Source organism: Mycobacterium sp. 1245852.3, from assembly GCF_001669335.1.
Lineage (GTDB): Bacteria > Actinomycetota > Actinomycetes > Mycobacteriales > Mycobacteriaceae > Mycobacterium > Mycobacterium europaeum_A.
Genome location: NZ_LZLL01000099.1, coordinates 1 through 23,166, shown reverse-complemented (window position 1 = coordinate 23,166; position 23,166 = coordinate 1). Strand labels below are relative to the sequence as shown.

Here is a 23,166-nt window from a genome sequence, read left to right as displayed (position 1 = left end):
CCCACGGCACGCCGAAGACGGCCAGCACGGCGTCGCCGGCGAACTTGTTGACCAGACCGTGGTGTTCGTCGACGGCGTGCACCACGATCCGGAAGAAGTCGTTGAGCACCTCGGCGACCTCCTGCGGGGGGCGGCTTTCGGCGAGCTGGGTGGAACCGACCAGGTCGATGAAGAGCACCGCCGCTTCGACCACGTCGCCCGACAGGGAAGCCCCCTCGTTGAGGGCGCGCTGCGCGACGTCGGCCCCGACATGGCGTCCGAACAGGTCACGCAGCCGGTCCCGCTCGGCGAGACCGGCCACCATCCGGTTGAATCCGGTTTGCAGACGGCCGATTTGGGAACGTTCGTAGGCGCCGACGTAGGTTTCCATGCGGCCGTGCTCGACCTCGGCCATCGCGTCGACGACCTCGCCGACCGGATCCGAGATGGACCGCGAGGTCAAGATCATCGTCGGCAGCCCCAGCACCAGCGCCGCCAACGACACCACCAGAATCGGCACGTCCAACGACGCGGACTTCTCGATCAGCCATCCGTACGACCGCAAGACGACCAGCGTCGCGATAACCGCGATGGGGAACGCGCTGCACAGGAACCACAGCAGAACCAGCCGGGCGTACACGCTCGGCACCGCCAGCCGCGGCTCGGCGCCAAGCGTGGCGGCGCGCATGATGGGCCGCAGGGTGCGCTGCGCGAGCAGCATCCCGGTGCCGGCGGCCGCCGACCCGCCGAGCAGCACGCCAAGGCCGATGGGCAGCAGAAGCCGCGGCCCGCCACCGAGATTCAGCAGGATGAAGATGCCGCCGGTCAACGCCCAGGACGTCACCAGGATCGCCGACTGACGGCCGGCCAGCTTCATCACGGCTTCGCGTTGTTGCGGGGTGGGTTCGGCGCCCGCGACAAACCAGCGCACGGTGGGAGCCAGGCTCACGGCGCCGGCCACCGCGACACTGACGATGCCCAGCACGATGAGCAGGATCACCGGCGCAGTGTTCTGCCGCGCGAAGTCCGCGTTGGCGCCCACGGAAGTGTGGCCCCGCAACGGAATCAGGATGGCGGCCGCTTCGACGACGGCCAACGCGTAGGACAGGCTGAGATCGAACCCGTACTGAAACAGCCATCGCCTAAAGGACTTTCGCCCTACGGCGGCCGGCCGCTGCGCCGTACCGCGCCATCGTCGCGAAAGCCGATCCCGAAGCCAGCCCACGGTGATCACCCTACAAACGTAGTCGCGGGCGACCCGAAATGTGTGCTAGGCACCGTTGTTCGGCCCGCCGGAGTTCTGCCCAGGGATGTCGGTGATCGGGAAGTTGGGCATCGGTTTGGGCGAGGGCGTGTTGGGCAGCGTGGGGATGTCGGCGGGCGGGATGTCGTGCAGACCGTTGACCGGTGGACCGTTTTCACGGCTGCCATAACTGCTGCCGGGCGCTCGCGGTCCCAGCAGGTCGCTGACCGTCACCATTCGGTACCCGTTGGCCCTGAGCACCGGGATGAACTGATACACCAGATCGACGGTGCTGGAATAGGTGCTGTGCAGCAACACCACCGAGCCCGGCTTGATGTAGGTCATCAGCATGTAGCGGGTCGCGGCCGTGTTCGAGTCGTTCGCCCAGTCGAAAGGGATGACATCCCAAAGGATTTCGGCCAGCCCGTATTGGCCGGCCGTCTGACGCACCACGGGGTCGGACAGCCCGCCCGCGGGGCGATACAGGTTTGGGGTGCGCCCGGTCGCGGCGGTGATCGCGTCGTTGGCCTTGGTGAACTGGGCGGCGATGTCCTCGCGCGGGATCGTGGTCATGTTGGGGTGTTCCCAGGTGTGGCTGCCGATCTCCATCCCGGCGTCGGCGATGCGCTTGGCGCCGGCCGGGTTGGCGGCCACCTTGTTGCCGATCAGAAAGAACGTCGCCTTGGCGTCGTTGTCCTTGAGGATCTGCAGCAGCCGCTCGTCGAACGGCCCCGGCCCGTCGTCGAAGGTCAGGGCGACGCATTTGACGACCGAGCAGCTGAGGTCGTCGGCGCGGGTCACGTGACCCGTGAGCCCCCCGATCACCAGCACCGCGACCGCGGCCGCCACGCCGACCACCGTGCGCCAGTAGCGCCAGGTGAGGGTGTCGGGTCGTTTCGCCACCGTGGAAGTTTATCGAAGGCGGGCCTGCCCCGGATCGAGCGCGCTGGTCAGGCGCTCACTGCGGGCCCGCGATCTCCTCGAGCATCTCGGTGACCAGGGCGGCGATCGGCGATCGCTCACTGCGCAACAACGTGATGTGGGCGAACAGCGGATGGCCCTTGAGCTTCTCGATCACCGCGGCGACCCCGTCATGGCGGCCCACCCGCAGGTTGTCGCGCTGGGCGATGTCGTGGGTGAGCACCACCCGCGATCCGGTGCCCAGCCGCGACAGCACCGTCAGCAGGACGTTGCGCTCCAGCGATTGGGCCTCGTCGACGATGACGAAGGAGTCATGCAGCGAGCGGCCGCGGATGTGGGTCAGCGGCAGCACCTCGAGCATGCCGCGCGACAGCACCTCCTCGAGCACGGCCGGGCTGGCCAGCCCCTCGAGGGTGTCGAAGACGGCCTGCGCCCACGGGCCCATCTTCTCGCTCTCGCTGCCCGGCAGATAGCCCAGCTCCTGACCCCCGACGGCGTACAGCGGCCGGAACACCACCACCTTGCGCTGGGTCCGGCGCTCGAGCACCGCCTCCAGACCGGCGCACAGCGCGAGCGCCGACTTGCCGGTGCCGGCCTTGCCGCCCAGCGACACGATGCCCACCGACTCGTCGAGCAGCAGGTCGAGCGCCACGCGCTGTTCGGCCGAGCGCCCGCGCAGCCCGAACACCTCCCGGTCGCCGCGAACCAGCTGGACGCGTTTGTCGGCGTTGACCCGGCCCAGTGCATGCGAGCTGCCGCCGAGCAGCCGAACGCCGGTGTGGCAGGGCAAGTCTCGCGCTTCGGCCAGATCGATCTCGCCGTCGGTGAACAGCGCGTCGATGTCCTCGGTGGCCGTCTCGATCTCGCGCATGCCCGACCAGCCGGAGGCCACCACGTCTTGGGCGTGGTACTCGTCGGCGGCCAGGCCCACCGCGGCGGCCTTGACCCGAAGCGGAATGTCCTTGCTGACCAACGTGACTCGCTTGCCCTCGGCGGCCAGGTTCGCGGCGCAGCTGAGGATCCGGGAATCGTTGCTGTCATTGCGGAAGCCGCTGGGCAGCACCGTCGGGTCGGTGTGGTTGAGCTCGACGTGCAGCGTACCGCCTTGTGTCCCAATGGGAATGGGCTGATCTAGGCGACCGTGTTCCAGCCGGAGATCGTCGAACAGCCGCAACGCCTGGCGCGCGAACCAGCCCAGCTCGTGATGGTGGCGTTTCGCCTCCAGCTCGCTGATCACCACCAGCGGAACAACCACCTCGTGTTCGGCGAACCGGCTGCACGCCCAGGGGTCGGACAGCAGCACGGAAGTGTCGATCACGTAGGTCCGGATTTCGGTCACGTAGCGCTCCTCGAGCGGGATGAGCCCGCGCGGACCCGCACAGGCATGTCGACGGGAACCGCAGCACCAGGACCGGGGCCGGTCCTTCCGTTGTGGTGACGGGAGGTGCCGCCCTGGCAGCAGAGCTTGACGCTGACCATCGAGATCGACGCTACTCCCGTGGTCGTCCGCCCGCTGTGCAGGCGCGCCGACGTTGCGGAGCGCGACCACTCCCAGTGGGTGGTCGATGTGGTGAGGTGGGTGCGGGCCGGCCTAGCCGACGACGAATTGCCGCAGCTGGGGCTCGTCCGCGACTCCCCATGCGGCGATGCGGTCGGAGATCGCCTGGCGCAGCTGCTCCGGACCGAAAATGCCTGCCTCGTCGACGTTTCGCACCTTGTCCGCATATGCGTCGATGTCGGCGCCGGGCACCTGAAGGTCGGCCGCGCGGGCGGCGATCGCCGCGATGGTCTCGTCGCGGGTGTACTCGAGGCAGTGCGCGACGAGGTTGGAGAAGAACAGTTCGTGCCGGCGCTCGTCGCGGGCGATCCGGTCGACCAGGCCGGCCAGGATGGGCTCCTCGAGTTGCGCGGCCAGGTTCTCGCAGAACACGGCGTGGGTGCGTTCGACGAACGCCATGTGCACCAGGATCTCCACCTGCGAGTACGTGTCGGCGCGATAGCCCTTCATGACGTACTGGACGCGGGCCTCTTCGTTGGCGGTCGGGTCGACCTCGCGGGTCACCACCAGGTACTCGCGCAACGCGATGGCGTGCAGGTGCTCCTCGGCGGTCCACCGGCCCAGCCAGCGGCCCCAGTAGTCCTCGAGGATGAAGTGCTCGACCAGCTCGCGGTGGTGCGCGGCCAGGTTGTCCTTGAGCAGCAACATGATCTCGCAGGCGTCGGTCAACGGCCGCGGCAACGTCATCGACGACGGGTCCCAGTCGCGCCCACCGAGGAAGGCGAAGTTCTCGCCCCGTTCGAACGGCACGTAGTCGTGCGCGAACCAGAGTTCTTCGGTGGACAGGTGGCGGTCGATGTTCGCTTCGACGACCGGCTCGAGTTCCAGGGTCAGCGCGTTAGCGACAGGTCTTTCGGCCATGAGATAACTGTAACCCGCGTACACAGGTTCATGAAATCGGCCGGGTCGTGGCGCGCCAACTGGTGACTTAGGTCCTCAGGCCCGTCCCGCCGGGCACTGTAGAGCCCCTCCTACGGCGAAGCCTAGAGCGCGAGGCCCGGGTAGAGCGGGTTGGCGTCCAACAGTTCGGCCGCGGCCGCGCTGACCCGTTCGGCGGTGCCATCGGCCAGCGAGTACTTGGCCTTGGAGGTACCTTCCGGCTTCGTGTTGGCCAGAACATCGACGATCAGTTCGGCCACCCGGTCGAAGTCGGCCGGACCGAAGCCGCGGGTGGTCAGCGCCGGGCTGCCGAGCCGGATGCCACTGGTGTACCAGGCGCCGTTGGGGTCGGTGGGGATGGCGTTGCGGTTGGTGACGACGCCGGCGTCCAACAAGGCCGACTCGGCTTGACGTCCCGTAAGGCCGAACGATGTGACATCGAGCAGCACGAGGTGGTTGTCGGTGCCCCCGGTGACCAAGTGGGCATCGCGCTTGAGGAAGCCGTCGGCCAGAGCCTGGGCGTTGTCTGCGATCCGCTGGGCATAGGCCTGGAACGCCGGCTGCCGCGCCTCGGCGAGCGCGACGGCCTTGGCCGCCATCACGTGCGACAGTGGCCCGCCGAGCACCATCGGGCAGCCCTTGTCGACAGCGTCGGCGTACTCGGGTTGGCACAGGATGAGGCCGCCGCGGGGACCGCGCAGCGACTTGTGCGTCGTCGTGGTCGTGACATGGGCGTGCGGCACCGGATCCTCGTCGCCGGTGAACACCTTGCCCGCCACCAGGCCGGCGAAATGCGCCATGTCCACCATCAGGGTGGCGCCGACCTCGTCGGCGATCTCACGCATCGTCGCGAAGTTGATGCGGCGCGGGTAAGCGGAGTAGCCGGCCACGATGATCAGCGGCTTGAACTCGCGCGCGGCGGCCGCAACGGCGCCGTAGTCGACGAACCCGGTGTCGGGGTCGGTGCCGTAGCTGCGCTGGTGGAACATCTTGCCGGAGATGTTGGGCCGGAAGCCGTGGGTGAGGTGGCCGCCGGCATCCAGCGACATGCCCAACAGGCGCTGGTTGCCCAACTTGTTGCGCAGCTTCTCCCATTCCGCCTCGGACAAGTCGTTGACGTGCTTGACGCCGGCATCGGCCAGGCCCGGCGCCTCGATCCGGGTGGCCAAGATCGCCCAGTACGCAACGAGGTTGGCGTCGATGCCCGAGTGCGGCTGCACGTAGGCGTGCGGCGACCCGAACAGCTCACGAGCGTGCTCGGCGGCGACGCTTTCCACGGTGTCGACGTTCTGACAGCCCGCGTAGAAGCGGTGTCCGATGGTGCCCTCGGCGTACTTGTCCGACAGCCAGGTGCCCATGGTCAGCAACACCGCGGGCGATGCGTAGTTCTCGCTGGCGATCAGCTTGAGCGAAGCACGTTGGTCGTCGAGCTCTTTGCGCGTCGCCGCGGCGATGCGCGGTTCGACGGACTCGACCACCTGCAATGCGGCGCGGTAGGCAGCGCTCGCGGTGTCGGCGTATTCGGCGCCCGGTGACGTGGTCGAGGTGGCGGTGCGGGTCAAGTCGGCTGACATGAGAACGAGACTAGTCGGCCGATTAACCCCACAGGGAGGGCGCTCGGCGCTATCCGGCGTCGAGTTTTCGCCAGCCCAGCCGTCGGGCTTTTCGGCGCTGCTGTAACACTTGCACTATGCCGCGGCTTAGCGAGCCGAGCCCTTATGTGGAGTTCGACCGAAAGCAATGGCGTGCGCTTCGTATGTCGACGCCGCTGGCCCTCACCGAGGAGGAGTTGGTCGGTCTGCGCGGTCTGGGTGAGCAGATCGACTTGCTCGAAGTCGAAGAGGTCTACCTGCCGCTGGCCCGGCTCATTCACCTGCAGGTCGCGGCGCGGCAGCGATTGTTCGCCGCCACCGCCGAATTCCTCGGCGAACCGCAGCAAAACCCCGACCGGCCGGTGCCGTTCATCATCGGGGTGGCCGGCAGCGTGGCGGTCGGCAAGTCCACGACCGCCCGTGTGCTGCAGGCGCTGTTGGCGCGCTGGGACCACCACCCGCGGGTGGACCTGGTCACCACCGACGGCTTCCTATACCCGAATGCCGAGCTGGAGCGGCGAAACCTGATGCACCGCAAGGGATTTCCGGAAAGCTACAACCGGCGGGCGCTGATGCGGTTCGTGACCTCGGTCAAATCCGGTTCGGATTACGCCTGCGCGCCGGTGTATTCGCACCTGAAATACGACATCATCCCGGGGGCCAAGCACGTGGTCCGCCACCCGGACATCCTGATCCTCGAGGGTCTCAACGTGCTGCAAACCGGTCCGACGCTGATGGTGTCGGACCTGTTCGACTTCGGCGTGTACGTCGACGCCCGGATCGAAGACATCGAGCAGTGGTACGTCTCGCGGTTCCTGGCCATGCGCAGCACCGCGTTCGCCGATCCCGAATCGCACTTCCACCACTACTCGGCGCTCAACGACACCAAGGCGGTGGCCGCGGCCCGCGAGATCTGGCGATCCATCAACCGCCCCAACCTCGTCGAGAACATCCTGCCGACCCGGCCGCGCGCCACCCTGGTGCTGCGCAAGGACGCCGACCACTCCATCAACCGGCTGCGGCTGCGCAAGCTCTGACGGCGCGGCCGGCGCGGCCGGTCACGCCGCGAGGCGACGCAATCCCAGGTACTGCAGCCCGGCGAACGCCGCCGTGTAGGCGCCGGTGGCCAGTGTCAGCGCGACGCCGGTAGCGGTCAGCGGCAGCGCTTCCGCGGCCACGATCGAAGCCAGCGTGAATGCGACGTTGACCACCAACACGCTGACGCCGACGCGGCGCAGGTCCGGCAGCGCCCCGAGGCTGAACACCAGCAGTCCGGCCAGCACGAACAAGACGCCCACGCCGTACTCCTGGAAGGACGTCAGGCCCGTCAGCGACGAAAGCGGGTCGGCGAGGAACGCGATGGTCAGACCGAACAACCCTGTCAGGGTCGCGTCGGCGCGCACCGCGAACCGCAACAGCGAGTCGGTCGCGTCGTAGAGGGGCCTGGTCGGGATGCTGGATACGCCGGTAACAGAGCTCATGTGCTTACTCCTCGCGGTGGCGGGTGGGTCGAACAGCTTTGAGGGTGCCGCCAGTGCACTGCCATATCGACTCGTGGCACTGCCAACTCATGCCACGGATACAAAGACGAGGTGGTTCACCCGGCTATTCCCGTCGGCGGGTAAATATTTGACACGCGCCAGTCTGGCGGGCCCAGTGGCCCCACGGGTCACAGGAGCGCGGGTCCACGGCGCTGTGCCATCCGGTGGTCGCGCCCCACGTGGGCCTAGTCGCTGGGAACCGGGATCCGTCCCCGAAGATCGGCGGCGATCAGCCGGGCCGCGGCGTTCTGCCAGTTGTGCAGCGAGCGCTGGGGCACCTCGGTGACGAACCAGTGCCAGGCCTGCCGCGCGATCGGATCCAGACCCGAGGCGGTGGCGTTCTGCGCATAGGCGCGCACCCCGACGACGTAGGGGAAATACAGGGAGTTGTAGTACCGCCACTCTTCGGTGGTGCCGAAGTCGCCGCCGTCGCGCGGCTTGAGCCGCGAGATGCCCTCGGCCAGCACCGCCTTGAGTTCGTTGGCCCGCTCGATCGGCTGGTCGGGTGCGCCGCGGGCGGCCAGCCGCTCATCGATCACCGGCAACGCCGTCAGCGGGCTGGCGACCAGCTTGCTCAGGTCGCCGTAGTGGCCCAGCGCCCGGCGGGTGAGCCGCACGAAAGTGACGTCGTCGACGCCGGCGAGCGGGTGCTCCTGGCGCAGCGGCAGCGCCGCCCCGGTGTGCCGCAGTGCGGCCCGATCCGCCCGCAGCGCAGGCGATTTCGAGAACGCCAGCCGGTCGAGCACCCCGGCCAGCGGATCGGCGAGCACCTGCACGGTGATCGCGATCGCCAGGCTGGTGAACAGCAGCACCGTCAGCGCGGTGCGCGCGGCGGGGTCGTCGCGGGTCACCGCCAACCCGATCAGCGCCTGGCCGCCGAACAGCACCGCCACCGCGACCGAACCGGCGAACGACCGGAGCATGTCGGGGCGCAGCGCGTGGCCCTCGTCGAACGCGTCCCACAGCGCCACGGCGACCCCGAGCCCGAGGACGTCGCAGCTCGTCGAGGCCAGCGCGACCCAGCTGGGCACCAGTCCCAGCGGAATGATCAGGATCGCGTTGGCCAGCGCGAAAAACAGGGTCGCGGTGACGGCCAGTCCCACGGAGAGCCTCGGCCGGCGCGGGCGGCGCAACGCGACCGCCCCGGCGCCCAGGGTCGACACCGAGATCACCGCGAACATCACCCAGTGACCCGGGCGCAGTGGCCCGTCGACGCTGCCGGCCAGCACCGCCCCGAACAGGGTCAGCGCGGCGACGCCGACCACCAGCAACACCTCGCGGGTGCGCGAGCGCCAGCCGTCGCTGGGCCGGGACAGCTCGACGAGCACCGCGAACCACGCGACACCGGGGACGGCCGCCAGGTAGATCTCGACCCGGCTGAGCAGCTGGGCATGGGCGGGGCTGGCGGTCCGAACAGCATCCAGGCCCACCACGAGCGCGAACCCGCACAGTCCGATCGCCGCCAGTACCAGGACGGGCTTGCGCGGATCACGGGACAGCAGATACAGGCCCAGCCAGGCGCTCAGCGTGAACACCACCGCCGACAGCGCAGCCATGTCCTAAGTGTGGCACGCAGCCGGGCGGGCCCTTCAGAGCTTCGCGGTTACTTGCCGTGCCGGCGATCCCGCCGGCTGTAGTCGCGCAGCGCGCGCAAGAAATCGACGCGGCGGAACGCCGGCCAGTGCGTTTCGCAGAACCACATCTCCGAATAAGCGCTCTGCCACAGCAGAAATCCCGACAGGCGTTGCTCGCCCGAGGTGCGGATCACCAGGTCGGGATCGGGCTGTCCGGAGGTGTAGAGGTTCTCGGAGATGGCGTCGACGGTCACCGCGTCGACAAGTTCCTCGGCGGTGGCGCCGTTGGCAAGCTCCTTGTTCAGCAGCGCGCGCACCGCGCCGACGATTTCCTGCCGGCCGCCGTAGCCGACGGCGACGTTGACGTGAAAGGGCGCGACGCTGGGCGTGGACTCGACGGCGTCGCGCAATCGGCGGGCCGGCTCGTCGCCGAGCAGTTCCAGGTCCCCGACCGTGCGCACGCTCCAGCGGTTGGCCGGCGCGCAGATCTCCTCGACGACGTCGGTGATGATCTCGATCAGCCCGGCCAGCTCGTCGGGATCGCGCTGCAGGTTCTCGGTGGACAGCAGGTAGACGGTGGTCATTTCGACGCCGGCCTCCTGACACCAGCGCAGCATCTCGGCGATCTTGGAGGCGCCCATCCGGTAGCCGTAGCTGACGTCCTCGTATCCCGCGTCGCGGGCCCACCGGCGGTTGCCGTCGCACAGCACGGCGATGTGGCGCGGGAGCTGGGACTTCGAGGCGGCCAGGCCCTGCCTCAGCCGCAGCTCGTAGACGCGGTACAGCGGCTCTTTGAGGCGCGGCGGAATGATTTCCACGACCATTCACCCTACTGCCAGCGGTGATCTATTCACCGGTTCTCGTTTCGGCCCGGTCACCTGAGCAGCCGAGACGATGCTGTAACGATCCCTGACTACTCTGGTTCTTGAACAGCCCCTGGCGACTTCGGAATCCCGCGTTGCGAAGAACAAAACAGATGCGAAGACAAGACACAGGAGCCATGAGCAGTCAGACCAGCACCGTCCCCAACCCGGAGCCCGAAGGCGAGTCGATCGTTCCGGGCAACACCGTCGAACAGTTAGTCGAGGGTGCCGCCCAGTTCCTCGGCAAGCCCCGGATGCGCGGTTGGATCCACTTCGTCTCGGCGTGGCTGGCCATCATCACCGGCGCCACGCTGGTGTCGGTGTCGTGGGCCGTCGCCTCGCCGCGCGCCGGCCACTCGACGCTGGTCTACGCCGCGGCGACGGTGGCGATGTTCGCGGTCAGCGCCACCTATCACCGGGTGCAGTGGAAGTCCGCCGTCGCACGCAGCCGGATGAAGCGGCTCGACCATTCGATGATCTTCGTGTTCATCGCCGGCAGCTACACGCCGTTCGCGCGGCTTGTCATGCCCCAAAACACCGGGGTGCTGGTGCAGTGCATCGTGTGGGGCGGCGCGGCTGCCGGGATCGCGTTGAAGATGTGCTGGCCGACGGCGCCGCGCTGGGTCGGTGTGCCGCTGTATCTGCTGCTCGGGTGGGTGGCCGTCTGGTTCGCTCCCACGATCCTGCACCAGGCCGGCGTGGCCGCGATGGTGCTGTTGGCGGTGGGCGGGGTGTTCTACAGCGTCGGCGGCATCTTCTACGGCCTGCGCTGGCCGGACCCGTGGCCGCAAACGTTCGGCTATCACGAGTTCTTCCACGCCTTCACCGCGATCGCGGCGATTCTGCACTACATCGCCATGTGGTTCGCGGTCTTCTACACCGGCGACCACGCCTGGCTGGCGGGCGGCTGAGCCGGCATCGCTGCCCCGCTAGCCCTGGGAGACGTCGTCCTCCGGCGACCAGTAAGCCTTCATCGAGGCGATCTTGCCGCTGCCGTCGAAGACCATGACGTCGATCGGCTCGATCACCATCCGGTGCTCGCCCGCGGTCACGGTCAGCCGGAATTGGAAGGCCGCCTCGTTGCCGGCGACGCGCAGCGTCACCAGTTCGCATTCGCGCTGCAGGTCGTTGACCGCGGAGTAGAAGCCGTGGATCGCCTGGCGCCCGATGTGCACCTCGCCGCCGACCGGGTCCTCGACGGTGGCGTCGTCGGCGTACAGCTCGACCAGATCGTCGGCGCTGCCCTTGGCGACCAGTTCGATGTAACGGTTGACCGTGTTCCGGATCGCTTCGGTCCTGGCGGCAGTCGGCATGGGAGGCAGGGTAACCCGCGCTAGTGGTGATCGCCAGCACGGCGCAGCCGGGCGCCGCGGGTCACCACCATCGACTCAGTGGTGATCGCCAGCACGGCGCAGCCGGGCGCCGCGGGTCACCACCATCGACTCAGTGGTGATCGCCAGCACGGCGCAGCCGGGCGCCGCGGGTCACCACCATCGACTCAGTGGTGATCGCCAGCACGGCGCAGCCGGGCGCCGCGGGTCACCACCATCGACTCAGTGGTGATCGCCAGCACGGCGCAGCCGGGCGCCGCGGGTCACCACCATCGACTCAGTGGTGATCGCCAGCACGGCGCAGCCGGGCGCCGGGCGCCGGGGGCACTCCCCAGCTCCGCGGGGACCCCGCCCGCTTGCGGGGGACGGGTCACCACCATCGGCTCAGTGATCGGGGACACCCAGGGCGGCCGCCAGTTCGGGCGCGGTGGTGACCGGCAGGTCGCACACCTGGCCGCGGCACACATACGCGGCGTCGGCGTCTGCGACTCGGGGCCGCCCGGCCAGCAGCGGCGACGAATCCACCGGCCCGCCCAGCACGATCGCCCCGCCGGGCGCCAGCCGACGGGCCTCGGCCAACAGAGCCGACGCCGACGGATCGCAGGCAACCGCGATCTGCAGCGGCCCGCGCACCGCGGCTTCCGCGACGGCCAGCCAGTGTCCGGCCGACCGCGGCGCGCGCTCCAGCAGCACCGAGTGCGCGCCGAGCGAGGCGGTGACCGCCCGCAGGTAGCGCTCGGTGCGGTCGCCGTCCACTAGGTGCGCCGCGGTCAGTAGCGCCTCGGTGATCGACGACGCCCCCGACGGGGTCGCCCCGTCCAGCGGGTCGGCCGGCCGCAGCACCAACTGCTCGGCATCGTCGGCGGTGTCGAACCAGCGACCGGGCCGCTGCGGGTCGGCGAAATGGGCCAGCGCGGTGTCGAGCAGCTCGGCGGCCGCGGTCAGCCAGGTGTCCCCGGCGGTGAGCTGGTACAGCGCGAGCAGGCCGGTGGCCAGCATCGCGTGATCCTCGAGGATGGCGGCGCTGTCGCCGACCACCCCGCCCAGGCTGGCGCGTCGCAACCGGCCGTCGACGACGTGCAAATCCAACAGCGTTCGCGCGCAACGCATTGCCGCCTGCGCCAATTCGGGTTCGTCGAGCGCCACGCTGGCCTCGGCCAACGCGGTGATCGCCAGGCCGTTCCAGGAGGTGACGACTTTGTCGTCACGCCCGGGCTGGACCCGGGCGCGGCGGGCCGTCAGCAGCGCGGCACGCACGCGCTCCAGCCGTTGCGAGTCCTCGGGATCGGCGGGGGCCTGCAGCACCGAGGTGCCGTGCTCGAACGTTCCGCTCTCGGTGACCGCGAAAACCCTTGCCGCCCAAGGGCCGTCGTCAGGCCCGAGCACCTCGTTGAGTTGCGCCGGTGTCCACACATAGGTCGAACCCTCGCGGCCGTCGGCGTCGGCGTCCAGCGACGAGGTGAACATCCCACCGTCGGCCAGCTCGACGAGCAGGAACCGGGCGGTCGCCGCGGTGACCCGGCGCGCCAGCGGGTCCCCGGTGCGCCGGGCCCAGTGCGCGTAGGCGCGCAGCAGCAGCGCGTTGTCGTACAGCATCTTCTCGAAATGCGGTACCACCCAGGCGTTGTCGACGCTGTAGCGAGCGAAGCCGCCGCCGAGCTGGTCGTAGATGCCGCCGCGGGCCATCGCGTTGCCGGTGTGGGTCACCGCCGTAAGCGCCTCCGGTGAGCCGGTGCGCTCGAAGTGGCGCAGCAGCGCCTCGAGCAACGCCGACGGCGGGAACTTGGGCGCCCCGCCGAACCCGCCGTGCACCGCGTCGCGGTCCTCGAGCACCGTGGCGACGGCGTGGTCGCACAGCTGCGGCGCTATGGAAGGACCACCGCCCGGCAGACCGGACGAGAGCCGGCGCAACTCGCCGGCGATGCGGTCGGAGGCCTCCTCGACCTCGCCACGGCGCTCCCGCCAAGTGGTCGAGACGGCCGAAAGAAGTTGCAGGAAACCCTCTTTCGGGTAATAGGTGCCACAGAAGAAGGGTCGGCCATCCGGCGTCAGGAAGCACGTCATCGGCCAACCGCCGTGCCCGTTGAGCGCGACGGTGGCGTTCATGTACACCGCGTCGATGTCCGGGCGTTCCTCACGGTCGACCTTGATGCAGACGAACCCGGCGTTCATCGCGGCGGCCACGTCGTCGTCTTCGAACGATTCGTGGGCCATGACGTGGCACCAATGGCAGGCGGCATAGCCCACCGAGAGCAGGATCGGCACGTCGCGCTCGGCGGCGGCGGCCAGCGCCTCGGGGGTCCATTGCTGCCAGTGCACGGGGTTGTCGGCGTGCTGGCGCAGGTATGGACTGGTCGCCAGCCCAAGGGTATTCGTCGCTGCCGGGTCAGCCGGGCTCATCGCCGGGTCCCGCGGCGCGCGGCGGGCCGCCCCCGTCGTCCGGGGTGGTGGAAGGGCCGACCGTGTCGGTGCCCTCGTCGGCGGCCTGGTCAGGTTCCGGGTGCTTGGGATCGAACGATTCCGGCACCTTCTTCAGCTGCCGGTTCATCGACCGGATGAGAAACAGCGTGGCGATCACCAGCAATACGACGACGAGCAGCCCGACCGGGCTGGCCTTGCCGAAGTCGGGACCGGTGTGGCGTGGGGGCCCGTCCGCCTGCCAGCCGGCGGCGGTCACGACGAGAAAGAGGTGGTTCACGCGTCGCTCTCGATCCCGGCGAACAAGTCGTCCTCGGGCAGCGACACCGGGACCCGCGAGCGGGCCAACTCGAATTCCTCGGTGGGCCAAAGCCGTTGCTGCCAGGCGATCGGAGCGGCGAAGAAGTCGTGGTCGGGGTCGATCTGGGTGGTGTGCGCCCGCAGCGCGTCGTCGCGCTGGCTGAAGTACGCCGAGCATTCGACCCGCGTGGTCACCCGGGACTCGAACGGATCGTGCGCGGCGTCCCAGTGCTCGAGCCACTTCTTGAACGGCGGTTCCTGGCCGTGCTTGACGGCTTCGTCGTGCAGCAGCTGCATCCGGGCCCGCAGGAACCCGTGGTTGTAGTAGAGCTTGGACACCGACCACGGTTCGCCGGCGTCGGGGAAGCGCCGGTAGTCGCCGGCCGCCTCGTACGCGCCCACCGAAACCTGGTGGCAGCGAATGTGATCGGGGTGGGGGTAGCCGCCGGTCTCGTCGTAGGTGGTCATCACGTGCGGACGGAACTCGCGGACCACGCGGACCAGCGCCCCGATCGACTCCTCGAGCGGCACCAGCGCGAAACAGCCCTCGGGCAGCGGCGGCGGCGGGTCGCCCTGGGGCAATCCCGAGTCGACGAAACCCAGCCAGGTGTGCTCGACGCCGAGGATCTCGGCGGCCTTGGCCATCTCGTCACGGCGGATCTCGGCGATGTGTCCGTGCACCTCCGGCAGGTCCATCGCCGGGTTGAGAATGTCGCCGCGCTCACCGCCGGTCAACGTCACCACCAGGACGCGATGGCCTTCGTCGGCGTAGCGGGCCAGCGTGGCCGCGCCCTTGCTGGACTCGTCGTCGGGGTGGGCGTGCACCGCCATCAACCGCAATTCGCTCACGTGCTCCCTTTGTCACTTCTGGTGGTCGCCCGGTCTGACCCTATAATTCCAGTTCCTAGTTCGTTGCATGCTGTCGGCCGGTGCCGGGCAGCCCACCACCAGGCGAAATCAGCCATGACCGAAGCCCCGATTCCGCGTCCGGAGGCCCGCTATGGGCGCTCCCGGCTGTCGCGCGTCCCCCGGCGGTGGGTGATCGTCACGCTGGGCGCGCTGGTCGTGGTGGCCGGACTCGTCATTGCCGTCATCGGTTATCACCGGTTCGGCACCAGCGACGTCAAGGGGACGACGGCCGGCTATCGGGTGATCGACGACCAGACCGCGTCGATAACGATCAGCGTGACGCGATCGGACCCGTCCCGGCCGGTGGACTGCATCGTGCGGGTCCGGTCGAAGGACGGCAGCGAGACGGGCCGCCGGGAACTGCTGGTCCCGCCGTCGGATGCCGCCACCGTGCAGGTGACCACGACGGTGAAATCCTTCGAGCCGCCGGTGGTCGCCGACATCTATGGCTGCGGCACCGATGTGCCCGCCTACCTGCGCCCGGCGTGACCTCGCAGATCCACAGCGAACTGCGAATATGGGGTCATCAACTGTTTGCGCGGTGGTAACATGGATGAATGCACGGTTCCGGTTGGGACCGTGTTGCTGCATTAGCGGACGTGAGCAAAACGGAGCGGCAGCACACGGGGAGGCACCCGCGCACACCGGGCGGCGGAGCTAACAGGACTCAACGCGGACTCGCGGAACAACATACGAGGAGCACGACGAGATGACGGACACTTCCGTGACCTGGCTGACCCAGGAGTCACACGACCGGCTCAAGGCCGAGCTCGACCAGTTGATCGCGAATCGTCCGATCATCGCCGCGGAGATCAACGACCGCCGCGAGGAGGGCGACCTGCGCGAGAACGGCGGCTACCACGCCGCCCGCGAGGAGCAGGGCCAGCAGGAGGCCCGCATCCGCCAGCTGCAGGACCTGCTCAACAACGCCAAGGTCGGCGAGGCGCCCAAGCAGTCCGGCGTCGCGCTGCCCGGTTCGGTGGTCAAGGTCTACTACAACGGCGACAAGTCCGACACCGAGACCTTCCTGATCGCCACCCGCCAGGAGGGCGTCAACGACGGCAAGCTCGAGGTCTACTCGCCCAACTCACCGCTGGGCGGCGCCCTGATCGACGCCAAGGAGGGCGAGACCCGCAGCTACGTGGTGCCCAACGGCAACACCGTCGAGGTCACGCTGGTCAGCGCGGAGCCTTACCACTCCTAGCCAGCCGCGTCAGGCGAGCGCCCGGCCAGCCGGGCGCGATCGCACGTGCGCCCGGCTAACAGGGCATTCGCGCTCGCGATCGCCGCTAGTGCAGGGCCTGCTCCAGATCGGCCAGCAGGTCGGCGATGTCTTCGATGCCGACCGACAGGCGCACCAGATCGTCGGGGACTTCCAATTGCGACCCGGCCGTCGACGCATGCGTCATGGCGCTGGGGTGCTCGATCAGCGACTCCACCCCGCCCAGGGACTCCGCCAGGATGAACACCCGGGTCTTCGCGCACAGGTCGCGGGCGGCGGCGCGGCCGCCGCGCATGCGGACCGAAACCATGCCGCCGAAGCCGCGCATCTGCCGCGCGGCAACCTGGTGGCCGGGGTGTGAGGGCAGGCCGGGATAGAGCACCGTGCTCACCGCGGGCTGCCCGGCGAGGAAATCGGCAACGGCCGAAGCGTTTTCGCTGTGCCGCTGCATGCGCAGCACCAGGGTCTTCAGGCCGCGCATGGTCAGGTAGGCGTCGAACGGGCCGGGCACCGCGCCCGCCCCGTTCTGCAGGAACGCGAACGCCTCGTCCAGCTCCTTGTCGTTGGTGACCAGCGCGCCGCCCACCACGTCGGAGTGTCCACCGATGTATTTGGTGGTCGAGTGCAGCACGATGTCGGCACCCAGCGTCAACGGCTGCTGCAGCGCGGGCGAGGCAAACGTGTTGTCCACCAACACCTTTGCCGAACTCTGCCGGCCCAGCTCGACCAGGGCGGCGATGTCGGCGATCGAAAGCAGCGGATTGGTCGGCGTTTCCGCCCAGATCAGTCGGGTTCGCGGCGTGATCGCGGCGGCGACGGCGTCCAGCTCATGCAGGGCGACCGGGGTGTACTCGACGTTCCACTGGGTGAAGACCTTGTCGATCAGCCGGAAGGTGCCGCCGTACGCGTCGTTCGGGATGACGACGTGGTCGCCGGGCCGCAGCACCGCGCGCAGGGCGCAGTCCGTGGCGGCCATGCCGGACCCGAAGGCCCGCCCGTAGGCGCCCTCTTCGACGGCGGCCAGCGCGGCTTCCAGCGCGGTCCGGGTCGGGTTGCCGGTGCGCGCGTATTCGAACCCGCCGCGCAGGGCGCCGACGCCGTCCTGGGCGAAGGTGCTGCTGGCGTAGATCGGGGCGTTCACCGCGCCGGTCGCCGGGTCCGGCCGATAGCCGGCGTGGATCGCTTTGGTGGCCAGTCCGGTGAACTCGTGGGGTGCGTCGTCGCTCATCGACGCTCAGCCTAGGTGACGGCCGGCCTCTCGGCGCCGTCGATCGGCAGGCACACCGTCGTCATGATCTTGTCCGCCAGCGTCTGGCGCTTCGAATCCCACAGCGGGAAAAGGAAACCGATGAAGCAGATGATCGCGTCGACGAAGTGCGCCAGCGCGCGCACCACCGACATCCCGAAGCCCAGCGGCTGACCGGTGACTTCGCTGACCACCTTGAACTTCAGCACCGACTTGCCGACGCTCGAGCCCGTGGCACCCTGCCGGTAGCCGTAGTTCCAGATCAAATAGAACAGCCCGATGATCGACGCCAGCCACTGCGCCACCATGCCGACGGTCGAGTTCTGGGTGGCGCAGTACTGGTTGACCGAGTACTGAGTGACGTCGGTGATGCAGGCGGTCTGCTGGGTGGCGACCAGGATCGCGGTGCCGATGCCGTGCACGACGACGTACGGGAGGATGTCGATGATGAAGGCCAGCGCGCGGGTCAGCCACGGCGTGTACTGCTCCGTCGGCAGCGTGCGGATCGCCGGTCCGGGTGGTGGGGGCGCCGAGCCGCCGGTGATGGCGGGCGAGGTGGCCGGCAGCGTCTCCGAACGCGAACTGCTGTCCGCGGTCTTCGAGGGGCGGGCGAAACTGGCCGACGCGGTGTCGCTGCACATGAGCCCCCCGTTGCCGATGATCGGCGCCGGCGAACTGGTCAGCGCGGCCGGCAAGGCGCTGCGCGATTGGGACGCGTTGATGGTGGTCGAGGAGGGCAAACCGGTCGGGGTGATCACCCGGTATGACTTGCTGGGTTTCCTCTCCGACGGGCCGCGGGGGCTGTCCGGGCGCCGCTAGCCTTCGATGCCGCGCGTGGCCGTCGGCGCGCGCCGCGCGTCTCGCCCGGCCGCGAGCCGCTCGGGTACTGTTTCCGCTGTCCCAGCCAGGGGCCCAGCTGACCCGGAGTGGAAGGTTGCCCATGACAGATCAACCGCCCGGCGGCGCTTACCCGCCGCCTCCCTCGTCGCCCGGGTCTGCGGGTGGGCAGCAACCGCCATCGGGTGGGCAGGAGATTCCGCCTACGCCCCCTCCGCCCGGTGGGCACTGGGACTACGGCCCGATCAATTACTGGGGCTACCAGGAAACTCCCATTTGGGATCCCGGTTTCAACCAGTGGGGCTTCTGGCTCTTTGGAGTGTGGATTCCGCTGTGATCGATAGTTGACAAGACGCCCGCTTCGCCGATCGGCGAAGCGGGCGTCGTCGCTTGTTTACGTTGGCGCCGAACGGTTTTCACGCTCGGCGCTGGCTTCAGCTTTTGATCCCGACAGTCAACAGGTCAGGCACCAGCGCCGTCCACACCGGTCGCGGGATCCGGTGCTGATCGCTGATCGAGAACCCGGCGTTTTCGAATAATGTCCGCATCTCGGGTGCCGAAGCGTTGTGTTGCGGTTTCCACCGGGAGTTCGCGGAGGACTGCAGCCGCGGTTGCCGCGTACTGAGCGCCGAGACGGCAACCAGGCCACCCGGCGCCAGCACGCGGTGAAATTCCCGCAATGCCGCCGGCTGATCGAAGAAATGGAAGGCCGAGGTTGTCACCACGGCATCCAGAGCGCCGTCGTCAAACGGGAGCTTCTCGGCCGGCGCGCGCAGCCATTGCACCCGGTCCGACCTGGCGCGAGCCTGGCTGAGCATCCCGTCGGACATGTCGACGCCGTAGATCTCGTCGGGCTGCAGTTCGCGCTCGATCCGATCACTCAAAATCCCTGTGCCGCAAGCGATGTCAGCGATCTTGCGCGCGCCGTGAGTGCGCAGCTGGGCGATCACCTCGTTGTGCGGAGGCCGGTACACCCACTGCTGTAGGAACGGCAGATCGTAGACCGGAGCAAGGAAGCTCCATATCCGCGTGACGGCGTCGTTGAGCCCTCGTCGCTGCGGTGCGGTCATTGACATAGCTCCGAGCTGTAATAGATGGTGTCGGCCACCGAGACGGAATCATTGGTTTGCGGAATCGCGTCCAGTCCGGAGTCGGCCAGCAGCTGGGTCATCCGCACGCCCTCCGACCGCCATCCCAGGTTGTCCAGATAGACGGCGACGTCGTTGCGCTCGCCCTGATAACCGAGCTCGCCGAAATCCAGCTCGAAGCCGTGCTCGCGCCATTTCGCGGCGGCCTTCTGCATCATCTGCTGGGCCTTCTCGGTGTCCACTTCCGACATGTCCGGAATAGCTTCGCACGCCAGCCGGCTGCCGTGCGCGCTGAGTGCGGTGATGTTGTCCAGCAGGCGGTCTTGGGCCTCGGGCGGCAGGTACCCGAGGAGCCCCTCCGCGATCCACGCGGTGGGCCGGCTCTGGTCAAATCCGGCGTCTACCAATGCCTTCGGCCAGTCGTTGCGCAGGTCGACGGCGACGGTACGCAACTGCGCCGTCGGGGCGGCATCCAGCTTGGCCAGCGTCGCGGTCTTGAATTCGATCACCTGCGGCTGGTCGATCTCGAACACGGTCATATCGGCCGGCCAGGCCAACCGGTAAGCGCGTGCGTCGAGGCCCGACGCCAAGATCACGGCCTGCCGGATCCCGGCCTGCGTCGCGGCGCGGAAGAAGGAGTCGAAGAATCGGGTTCGGGCGGCCATCGCGGCGGGCATGTGTTCGAGCTTCCAGCCGGATTCGTGGTCGTCGACGTCTGCGGCTACCAGGTCGCCGGAGACCCAGCGCGTGAAGAAGTCCACCCCGACGGCACGAACCAGCGGTTCGGCGAAGCGGTCCTCGATCAACGGGTTGTCGGCTTTGGTCGCGATCGCTCGCGCGGCTGCGACCATCGTGGCGGTGGCGCCCACACTGGTCGCCAAATCCCAGGTGTCGTTGTCTGTGCGTGGCATGCGGCTACTGTCCCCCTCGGAATCACAGGTTACTTAGCCGGTATAACGAACGGTGGGTGCGTAAAGTTCCCGCGGCCCCACCGCCCGGCTGTTTCGCCAGATCGAGCGTCGCGTCGCCGCAGCTAGCCGGCTTTCTAGTGTGGCCCGGGGCGTCCCGGTCCACCGGGTCCGCCCGGTCCTCCGGGCCCGCCGGGCCCTCCAGGGCCGCCCGGCCCTCCAGGCCCGCCCGGTCCGTTTGCGGCCGGGAGGAGGAACACACATTCGTTCAACTCCGCGCTCCAGCCCCAACCCGGGGCGCATTCACCGTCGGCGCGGCTCGTCGCCGGCGTTGCGATCGCCGTCACCGGCAACCCGACCAACACCAGCGCGGCCGCACCGATCACGCAGCGTCGCAGGTAATGTCTCATCGCCGACCTCACTTCGTCGTTCGGGCAAGGCGGGCGTGATGACCGGTCGCTTCCGGCCTGACCCGCGCCCATCATTGTGCGGCAAGCACCGGAATTAACGGGCCGGATTTGACGAGCCCGAATACCGTTGCCCCGCGCGCCTTCAGTCGGTTATCAATTCGAACACCGGGATCAGTCGATCGGTGCTTTGCTGGTATTCCCCGAACCCGGGCGCACGTTCGACCACCACCGAATAGACCGAATCCCTTTCGTCGCGCGGTAATTCACGCGCGGTCGCGGGTTTCGCGGCCTCCGAACCGATCTCGACAGTCACGCGGGGGTTGGCGCGAATGTTGTGCACCCATGCGGGATTGTTGTCCCGGCCCGCCGCGGAACCGACGACATAAATTTTGCCGTCGATATCGAAGTAGGCGACCGGGTTGACGCGCTGGGCGCCGCTTCGCGCTCCGGTCGACGTCAGCAGCAGCAGCGGGAAACCCTCGAATTGCCCGCCCACTTTGCCGCCATTGCGGCGGAACTCGTCGATATTCTGCTCGTTGAATTCGCGTTCCGCGCTCAGCGCGTCGTCACCCATTAGGCCATCGTGGCATGCCGCGCGTCCGCCGGCCAGCATCCGTGACAGTTACGCTGTGCGACAACGGGATTGACTTTGCCGATCAACTTCCGGGAAATGGCGGCTGTATGCCGGCGGGACCGACGATGCTGTTGCTGGCGCCAGGGTTGCTGATTTGCGGCACCGCGCCGCCGGGCCCCTGCTGCCAAGTGATGTGATTGCCCGAGCCGGTGGCTTTGATGACCGCCACCGATTGCAGATTCACCGTGTTCGCCGAGCCGCTGACGTCGACCTCACCGCACGACCCGTTCAAGGTGACGTTGGAGTCGATGCTCACGACGTTGATGGGAGATTGATACCCGCAGTCATAGGTGACGGTCGAGACGCTCTTGTCGATTTTCGCCGGCGCAACGTCGAGGGGCGCAGGCCAGCGTCCGGCCGGCGAGGCGATCACACCCTGCGACGAGGCCGCGGCACCTCCCGTCAGCACCACGTTCGGTGTACCCGCCCCTGCGGGCGGATGGTCGCCCACGGCCGCGCCGGCCGCCACCACGAAGATCACCGCCGTCATGGTGAGGGGGAACCGGATCATTATCGCGGGCATACGGATTCAATCCTTCGAACTAAATACTGAGAGGCGTTTACGCTAGCGCGGCCGCCGCGAGTGCGCGCGGTGTGAACGCGGGACCGCCGCGGCGTCACTGCCTCGGCGGCGCGGGTTCGACCTTGGTCAGTTCGCTCAGGCCGCTGATTCGCAGCACGGACATCAGGATCGGGTTGGCCAGCAGCTCGATGCGGTCGGCTTGGGAGGCGAGTGCGCTGATCGCGGCGCTGTCGAGGTACTCGACAGCGCTGATGTCGACGAGTAAAGCTTCCTCGCTGCCAGTGGCCTGGTTGGCGGCGCCGGCCAACGCCTGGTTGAACGCATCGATATTGCTCAGGTCGATTTCCCCCTCGACGACCAGCACGAATTTCCCGTCGCTGCCGCGCGCGGTGTCGAGCGTGAGCGGGGTGGTCATCAGGTGATCCTTGCGGATAGGTGGACTGTGGTGCCGTCGTCGTCGGGACGGATATCGACATCGTGCATGAGGCTTCGCATGAGGGGAATACCCCGACCGCGATGAGAGTGGGACGCGGGCTGTGGAGCCTTCCACGAGCCAGTGTCGGTGATTGTCAATCGGACCGCGTCGCCGGTTGCGATCGCACCGAGGCGAATTACGCCTTGCGGTCTATGTCGGTGACCATGCTCGATGGCGTTGGCCACGGCTTCCCCGGCGGCCACGAGCACGTTCATCGTCTGATCCGGGTCCAATCGCGCCTTGGCCAGCCAGTGACGCAAGGCGGTGCGGGTGGGCGCGAGTTGACTGACGTCGGCGGGAAAATTCAGCTCCAGCGGGGCCGGGTGGCGATAGAGCAACAGGACGACGTCGTCCTGGTATCCGCCGGTCGGCGCGACACCGGACATGACCTGGTTGGCCAGTTCGTCCAGCGTCAACGCGCGGGCGTCCTGTGCGGCGCCGGCCACCCGGGAGATGCCGTGGTCGAGCGGGACACGGCGGCGCTCGACCAGGCCGTCGGTGTAGAGCATCAGCGTCGAACGTGCCGGGATGGTCACACGGGCTTCCGGGCGGGGCCAGTCACCCCGTATCCCAAGGGCGATGGTGTGGCCGCCGTCGAGCATCTGGGTGGTGCCGTCGCTGTGCACCAGGATGGGCGGCGGGTGGCCGGCGCTCGAGTAAACCAGTTCACCGGTCTCGGGAGTGAGCACCGCGCAGACCGCGGTGGTGCATTGCG

General features: G+C 68.3%; 25 protein-coding genes and 1 pseudogene. 6 read left to right on the top strand and 20 right to left on the bottom strand.

The window, feature by feature from the left end:
• From A9W96_RS04370 to A9W96_RS04350, 5 genes are all read right to left on the bottom strand, one after another.
• Nucleotides 1-1,114 (bottom strand): adenylate/guanylate cyclase domain-containing protein (locus A9W96_RS04370; protein WP_067138085.1); only part of this gene is annotated, 1,114 nt, incomplete at its 3' end.
• 135 nt (nt 1,115-1,249) lie between these two features.
• Nucleotides 1,250-2,125: a polysaccharide deacetylase family protein gene (locus A9W96_RS04365; protein WP_066869145.1), complete on the bottom strand. Its 876-nt coding sequence runs from the start codon at nt 2,123-2,125 to the stop codon at nt 1,250-1,252.
• Between the two features lie 55 nt (nt 2,126-2,180).
• Nucleotides 2,181-3,482: a PhoH family protein gene (locus A9W96_RS04360; RefSeq protein WP_066881567.1), complete on the bottom strand. Its 1,302-nt coding sequence runs from the start codon at nt 3,480-3,482 to the stop codon at nt 2,181-2,183.
• 252 nt (nt 3,483-3,734) lie between these two features.
• Nucleotides 3,735-4,562 (bottom strand): acyl-ACP desaturase, encoded by an 828-nt coding sequence (locus A9W96_RS04355; protein WP_066869172.1) that lies wholly within the window; start codon nt 4,560-4,562, stop codon nt 3,735-3,737.
• Between the two features lie 122 nt (nt 4,563-4,684).
• A complete protein-coding gene (locus A9W96_RS04350) occupies nt 4,685-6,154 on the bottom strand; it encodes a glycine hydroxymethyltransferase (protein ID WP_066869151.1) in 1,470 nt (489 codons plus the stop codon).
• 116 nt (nt 6,155-6,270) lie between these two features.
• On the opposite strand from A9W96_RS04350, the gene coaA reads away from it, so the two are divergent.
• Nucleotides 6,271-7,209: a type I pantothenate kinase gene (gene coaA / locus A9W96_RS04345; protein ID WP_067138084.1), complete on the top strand. Its 939-nt coding sequence runs from the start codon at nt 6,271-6,273 to the stop codon at nt 7,207-7,209.
• Nucleotides 7,210-7,230: 21 nt separating this feature from the next.
• On the opposite strand, the gene A9W96_RS04340 is transcribed toward coaA, so the two are convergent.
• The 3 genes from A9W96_RS04340 to A9W96_RS04330 form a co-directional block, all read right to left on the bottom strand.
• Complete coding sequence (locus tag A9W96_RS04340) at nt 7,231-7,653, bottom strand: hypothetical protein (protein ID WP_066876959.1); 423 nt, start codon at nt 7,651-7,653, stop codon at nt 7,231-7,233.
• Between the two features lie 245 nt (nt 7,654-7,898).
• Nucleotides 7,899-9,269, bottom strand: a complete 1,371-nt coding sequence (locus A9W96_RS04335) for a hypothetical protein (protein WP_066876961.1) — start codon at nt 9,267-9,269, stop codon at nt 7,899-7,901.
• 47 nt (nt 9,270-9,316) lie between these two features.
• Nucleotides 9,317-10,105: a (2Z,6E)-farnesyl diphosphate synthase gene (locus tag A9W96_RS04330; RefSeq protein WP_007776629.1), complete on the bottom strand. Its 789-nt coding sequence runs from the start codon at nt 10,103-10,105 to the stop codon at nt 9,317-9,319.
• Between the two features lie 182 nt (nt 10,106-10,287).
• Between A9W96_RS04330 and A9W96_RS04325 the strand changes: the two genes are divergently transcribed.
• Entirely contained in the window at nt 10,288-11,061 is a 774-nt protein-coding gene (locus A9W96_RS04325; protein ID WP_066876963.1) for a hemolysin III family protein, read from the top strand.
• 18 nt (nt 11,062-11,079) lie between these two features.
• Here A9W96_RS04325 and A9W96_RS04320 read toward each other — a convergent pair whose 3' ends face one another.
• From A9W96_RS04320 to mca, 4 genes are all read right to left on the bottom strand, one after another.
• Nucleotides 11,080-11,463 (bottom strand): nuclear transport factor 2 family protein, encoded by a 384-nt coding sequence (locus A9W96_RS04320; protein ID WP_067024680.1) that lies wholly within the window; start codon nt 11,461-11,463, stop codon nt 11,080-11,082.
• 402 nt (nt 11,464-11,865) lie between these two features.
• Complete coding sequence (locus tag A9W96_RS04315; RefSeq protein ID WP_067138082.1) at nt 11,866-13,881, bottom strand: thioredoxin domain-containing protein; 2,016 nt, start codon at nt 13,879-13,881, stop codon at nt 11,866-11,868.
• On the bottom strand, nt 13,868-14,179 hold the full coding sequence (locus tag A9W96_RS04310) for a hypothetical protein (RefSeq protein ID WP_067138080.1): 312 nt from the start codon (nt 14,177-14,179) through the stop codon (nt 13,868-13,870). The genes A9W96_RS04315 and A9W96_RS04310 overlap by 14 nt, the downstream gene beginning before the upstream one ends.
• A complete protein-coding gene (gene mca, locus A9W96_RS04305; protein ID WP_066862293.1) occupies nt 14,176-15,048 on the bottom strand; it encodes a mycothiol conjugate amidase Mca in 873 nt (290 codons plus the stop codon). Before mca ends, A9W96_RS04310 begins: the two co-directional genes overlap by 4 nt.
• Before the next feature lie 114 nt (nt 15,049-15,162).
• Here mca and A9W96_RS04300 point away from each other — a divergent pair, with 114 nt between their 5' ends.
• Together A9W96_RS04300 and greA are read left to right on the top strand one after the other, a co-directional pair.
• Entirely contained in the window at nt 15,163-15,597 is a 435-nt protein-coding gene (locus tag A9W96_RS04300) for a DUF4307 domain-containing protein (protein WP_066862296.1), read from the top strand.
• A 220-nt stretch (nt 15,598-15,817) separates the two neighbouring features.
• Nucleotides 15,818-16,312, top strand: coding sequence for a transcription elongation factor GreA (gene greA / locus A9W96_RS04295; protein WP_066862299.1), 495 nt, complete (start codon nt 15,818-15,820; stop codon nt 16,310-16,312).
• 85 nt (nt 16,313-16,397) lie between these two features.
• Here the strand turns inward: greA and A9W96_RS04290 are convergent, their stop codons facing one another.
• On the bottom strand, nt 16,398-17,558 hold the full coding sequence (locus A9W96_RS04290; protein ID WP_067138078.1) for a cystathionine gamma-synthase: 1,161 nt from the start codon (nt 17,556-17,558) through the stop codon (nt 16,398-16,400).
• Nucleotides 17,559-17,569: 11 nt separating this feature from the next.
• Nucleotides 17,570-18,217 (bottom strand): RDD family protein, encoded by a 648-nt coding sequence (locus tag A9W96_RS04285; RefSeq protein ID WP_369830813.1) that lies wholly within the window; start codon nt 18,215-18,217, stop codon nt 17,570-17,572.
• On the opposite strand from A9W96_RS04285, the pseudogene A9W96_RS04280 reads away from it, so the two are divergent.
• Nucleotides 18,102-18,395, top strand: a pseudogene (locus A9W96_RS04280) (CBS domain-containing protein); the annotation flags it as partial. The gene A9W96_RS04285 and the pseudogene A9W96_RS04280 overlap by 116 nt on opposite strands.
• A 121-nt stretch (nt 18,396-18,516) precedes the next feature.
• Nucleotides 18,517-18,750, top strand: a complete 234-nt coding sequence (locus A9W96_RS33205) for a hypothetical protein (protein WP_082972036.1) — start codon at nt 18,517-18,519, stop codon at nt 18,748-18,750.
• A gap of 97 nt (nt 18,751-18,847) precedes the next feature.
• On the opposite strand, the gene A9W96_RS04275 is transcribed toward A9W96_RS33205, so the two are convergent.
• From A9W96_RS04275 to A9W96_RS04250, 6 genes are all read right to left on the bottom strand, one after another.
• The gene (locus tag A9W96_RS04275; protein WP_067138076.1) at nt 18,848-19,483 is read right to left on the bottom strand and encodes a class I SAM-dependent methyltransferase; all 636 of its coding nucleotides are present in this window, start codon (nt 19,481-19,483) and stop codon (nt 18,848-18,850) included.
• Nucleotides 19,480-20,412 carry a class I SAM-dependent methyltransferase gene (locus A9W96_RS04270; protein ID WP_067138074.1) on the bottom strand — a complete coding sequence of 311 codons (933 nt, stop codon included), beginning with the start codon at nt 20,410-20,412 and terminating at the stop codon, nt 19,480-19,482. Before A9W96_RS04270 ends, A9W96_RS04275 begins: the two co-directional genes overlap by 4 nt.
• 549 nt (nt 20,413-20,961) lie before the next feature.
• The gene (locus tag A9W96_RS04265; protein ID WP_067138072.1) at nt 20,962-21,393 is read right to left on the bottom strand and encodes a nitroreductase family deazaflavin-dependent oxidoreductase; all 432 of its coding nucleotides are present in this window, start codon (nt 21,391-21,393) and stop codon (nt 20,962-20,964) included.
• 82 nt (nt 21,394-21,475) lie between these two features.
• Nucleotides 21,476-21,976: a DUF3060 domain-containing protein gene (locus A9W96_RS04260; protein ID WP_082972034.1), complete on the bottom strand. Its 501-nt coding sequence runs from the start codon at nt 21,974-21,976 to the stop codon at nt 21,476-21,478.
• A 94-nt stretch (nt 21,977-22,070) separates the two neighbouring features.
• A complete protein-coding gene (locus A9W96_RS04255) occupies nt 22,071-22,391 on the bottom strand; it encodes an STAS domain-containing protein (RefSeq protein WP_066869526.1) in 321 nt (106 codons plus the stop codon).
• Nucleotides 22,391-23,166: ATP-binding protein (locus A9W96_RS04250; RefSeq protein WP_156765108.1), on the bottom strand; the 776-nt coding region annotated here is incomplete at its 5' end. The genes A9W96_RS04255 and A9W96_RS04250, both read right to left, overlap by 1 nt.

Excerpts from the sequence above, each read along its gene's own strand:
- A9W96_RS04355 (WP_066869172.1), bottom strand. The coding sequence starts at position 4,562 with ATGGCCGAAAGACCTGTCGCTAACGCGCTGACCCTGGAACTCGAGCCG.
- A9W96_RS04350 (WP_066869151.1), bottom strand. The coding sequence starts at position 6,154 with ATGTCAGCCGACTTGACCCGCACCGCCACCTCGACCACGTCACCGGGC.
- coaA (WP_067138084.1), top strand. The coding sequence starts at position 6,271 with ATGCCGCGGCTTAGCGAGCCGAGCCCTTATGTGGAGTTCGACCGAAAG.
- A9W96_RS04340 (WP_066876959.1), bottom strand. The coding sequence starts at position 7,653 with ATGAGCTCTGTTACCGGCGTATCCAGCATCCCGACCAGGCCCCTCTAC.
- A9W96_RS04335 (WP_066876961.1), bottom strand. The coding sequence starts at position 9,269 with ATGGCTGCGCTGTCGGCGGTGGTGTTCACGCTGAGCGCCTGGCTGGGC.
- A9W96_RS04325 (WP_066876963.1), top strand. The coding sequence starts at position 10,288 with ATGAGCAGTCAGACCAGCACCGTCCCCAACCCGGAGCCCGAAGGCGAG.
- A9W96_RS04320 (WP_067024680.1), bottom strand. The coding sequence starts at position 11,463 with ATGCCGACTGCCGCCAGGACCGAAGCGATCCGGAACACGGTCAACCGT.
- A9W96_RS04315 (WP_067138082.1), bottom strand. The coding sequence starts at position 13,881 with ATGAGCCCGGCTGACCCGGCAGCGACGAATACCCTTGGGCTGGCGACC.
- A9W96_RS04300 (WP_066862296.1), top strand. The coding sequence starts at position 15,163 with ATGACCGAAGCCCCGATTCCGCGTCCGGAGGCCCGCTATGGGCGCTCC.
- greA (WP_066862299.1), top strand. The coding sequence starts at position 15,818 with ATGACGGACACTTCCGTGACCTGGCTGACCCAGGAGTCACACGACCGG.
- A9W96_RS04290 (WP_067138078.1), bottom strand. The coding sequence starts at position 17,558 with ATGAGCGACGACGCACCCCACGAGTTCACCGGACTGGCCACCAAAGCG.
- A9W96_RS04285 (WP_369830813.1), bottom strand. The coding sequence starts at position 18,217 with ATGTGCAGCGACACCGCGTCGGCCAGTTTCGCCCGCCCCTCGAAGACC.
- A9W96_RS33205 (WP_082972036.1), top strand. The coding sequence starts at position 18,517 with ATGACAGATCAACCGCCCGGCGGCGCTTACCCGCCGCCTCCCTCGTCG.
- A9W96_RS04275 (WP_067138076.1), bottom strand. The coding sequence starts at position 19,483 with ATGACCGCACCGCAGCGACGAGGGCTCAACGACGCCGTCACGCGGATA.
- A9W96_RS04270 (WP_067138074.1), bottom strand. The coding sequence starts at position 20,412 with ATGCCACGCACAGACAACGACACCTGGGATTTGGCGACCAGTGTGGGC.
- A9W96_RS04265 (WP_067138072.1), bottom strand. The coding sequence starts at position 21,393 with ATGGGTGACGACGCGCTGAGCGCGGAACGCGAATTCAACGAGCAGAAT.
- A9W96_RS04260 (WP_082972034.1), bottom strand. The coding sequence starts at position 21,976 with ATGCCCGCGATAATGATCCGGTTCCCCCTCACCATGACGGCGGTGATC.
- A9W96_RS04255 (WP_066869526.1), bottom strand. The coding sequence starts at position 22,391 with ATGACCACCCCGCTCACGCTCGACACCGCGCGCGGCAGCGACGGGAAA.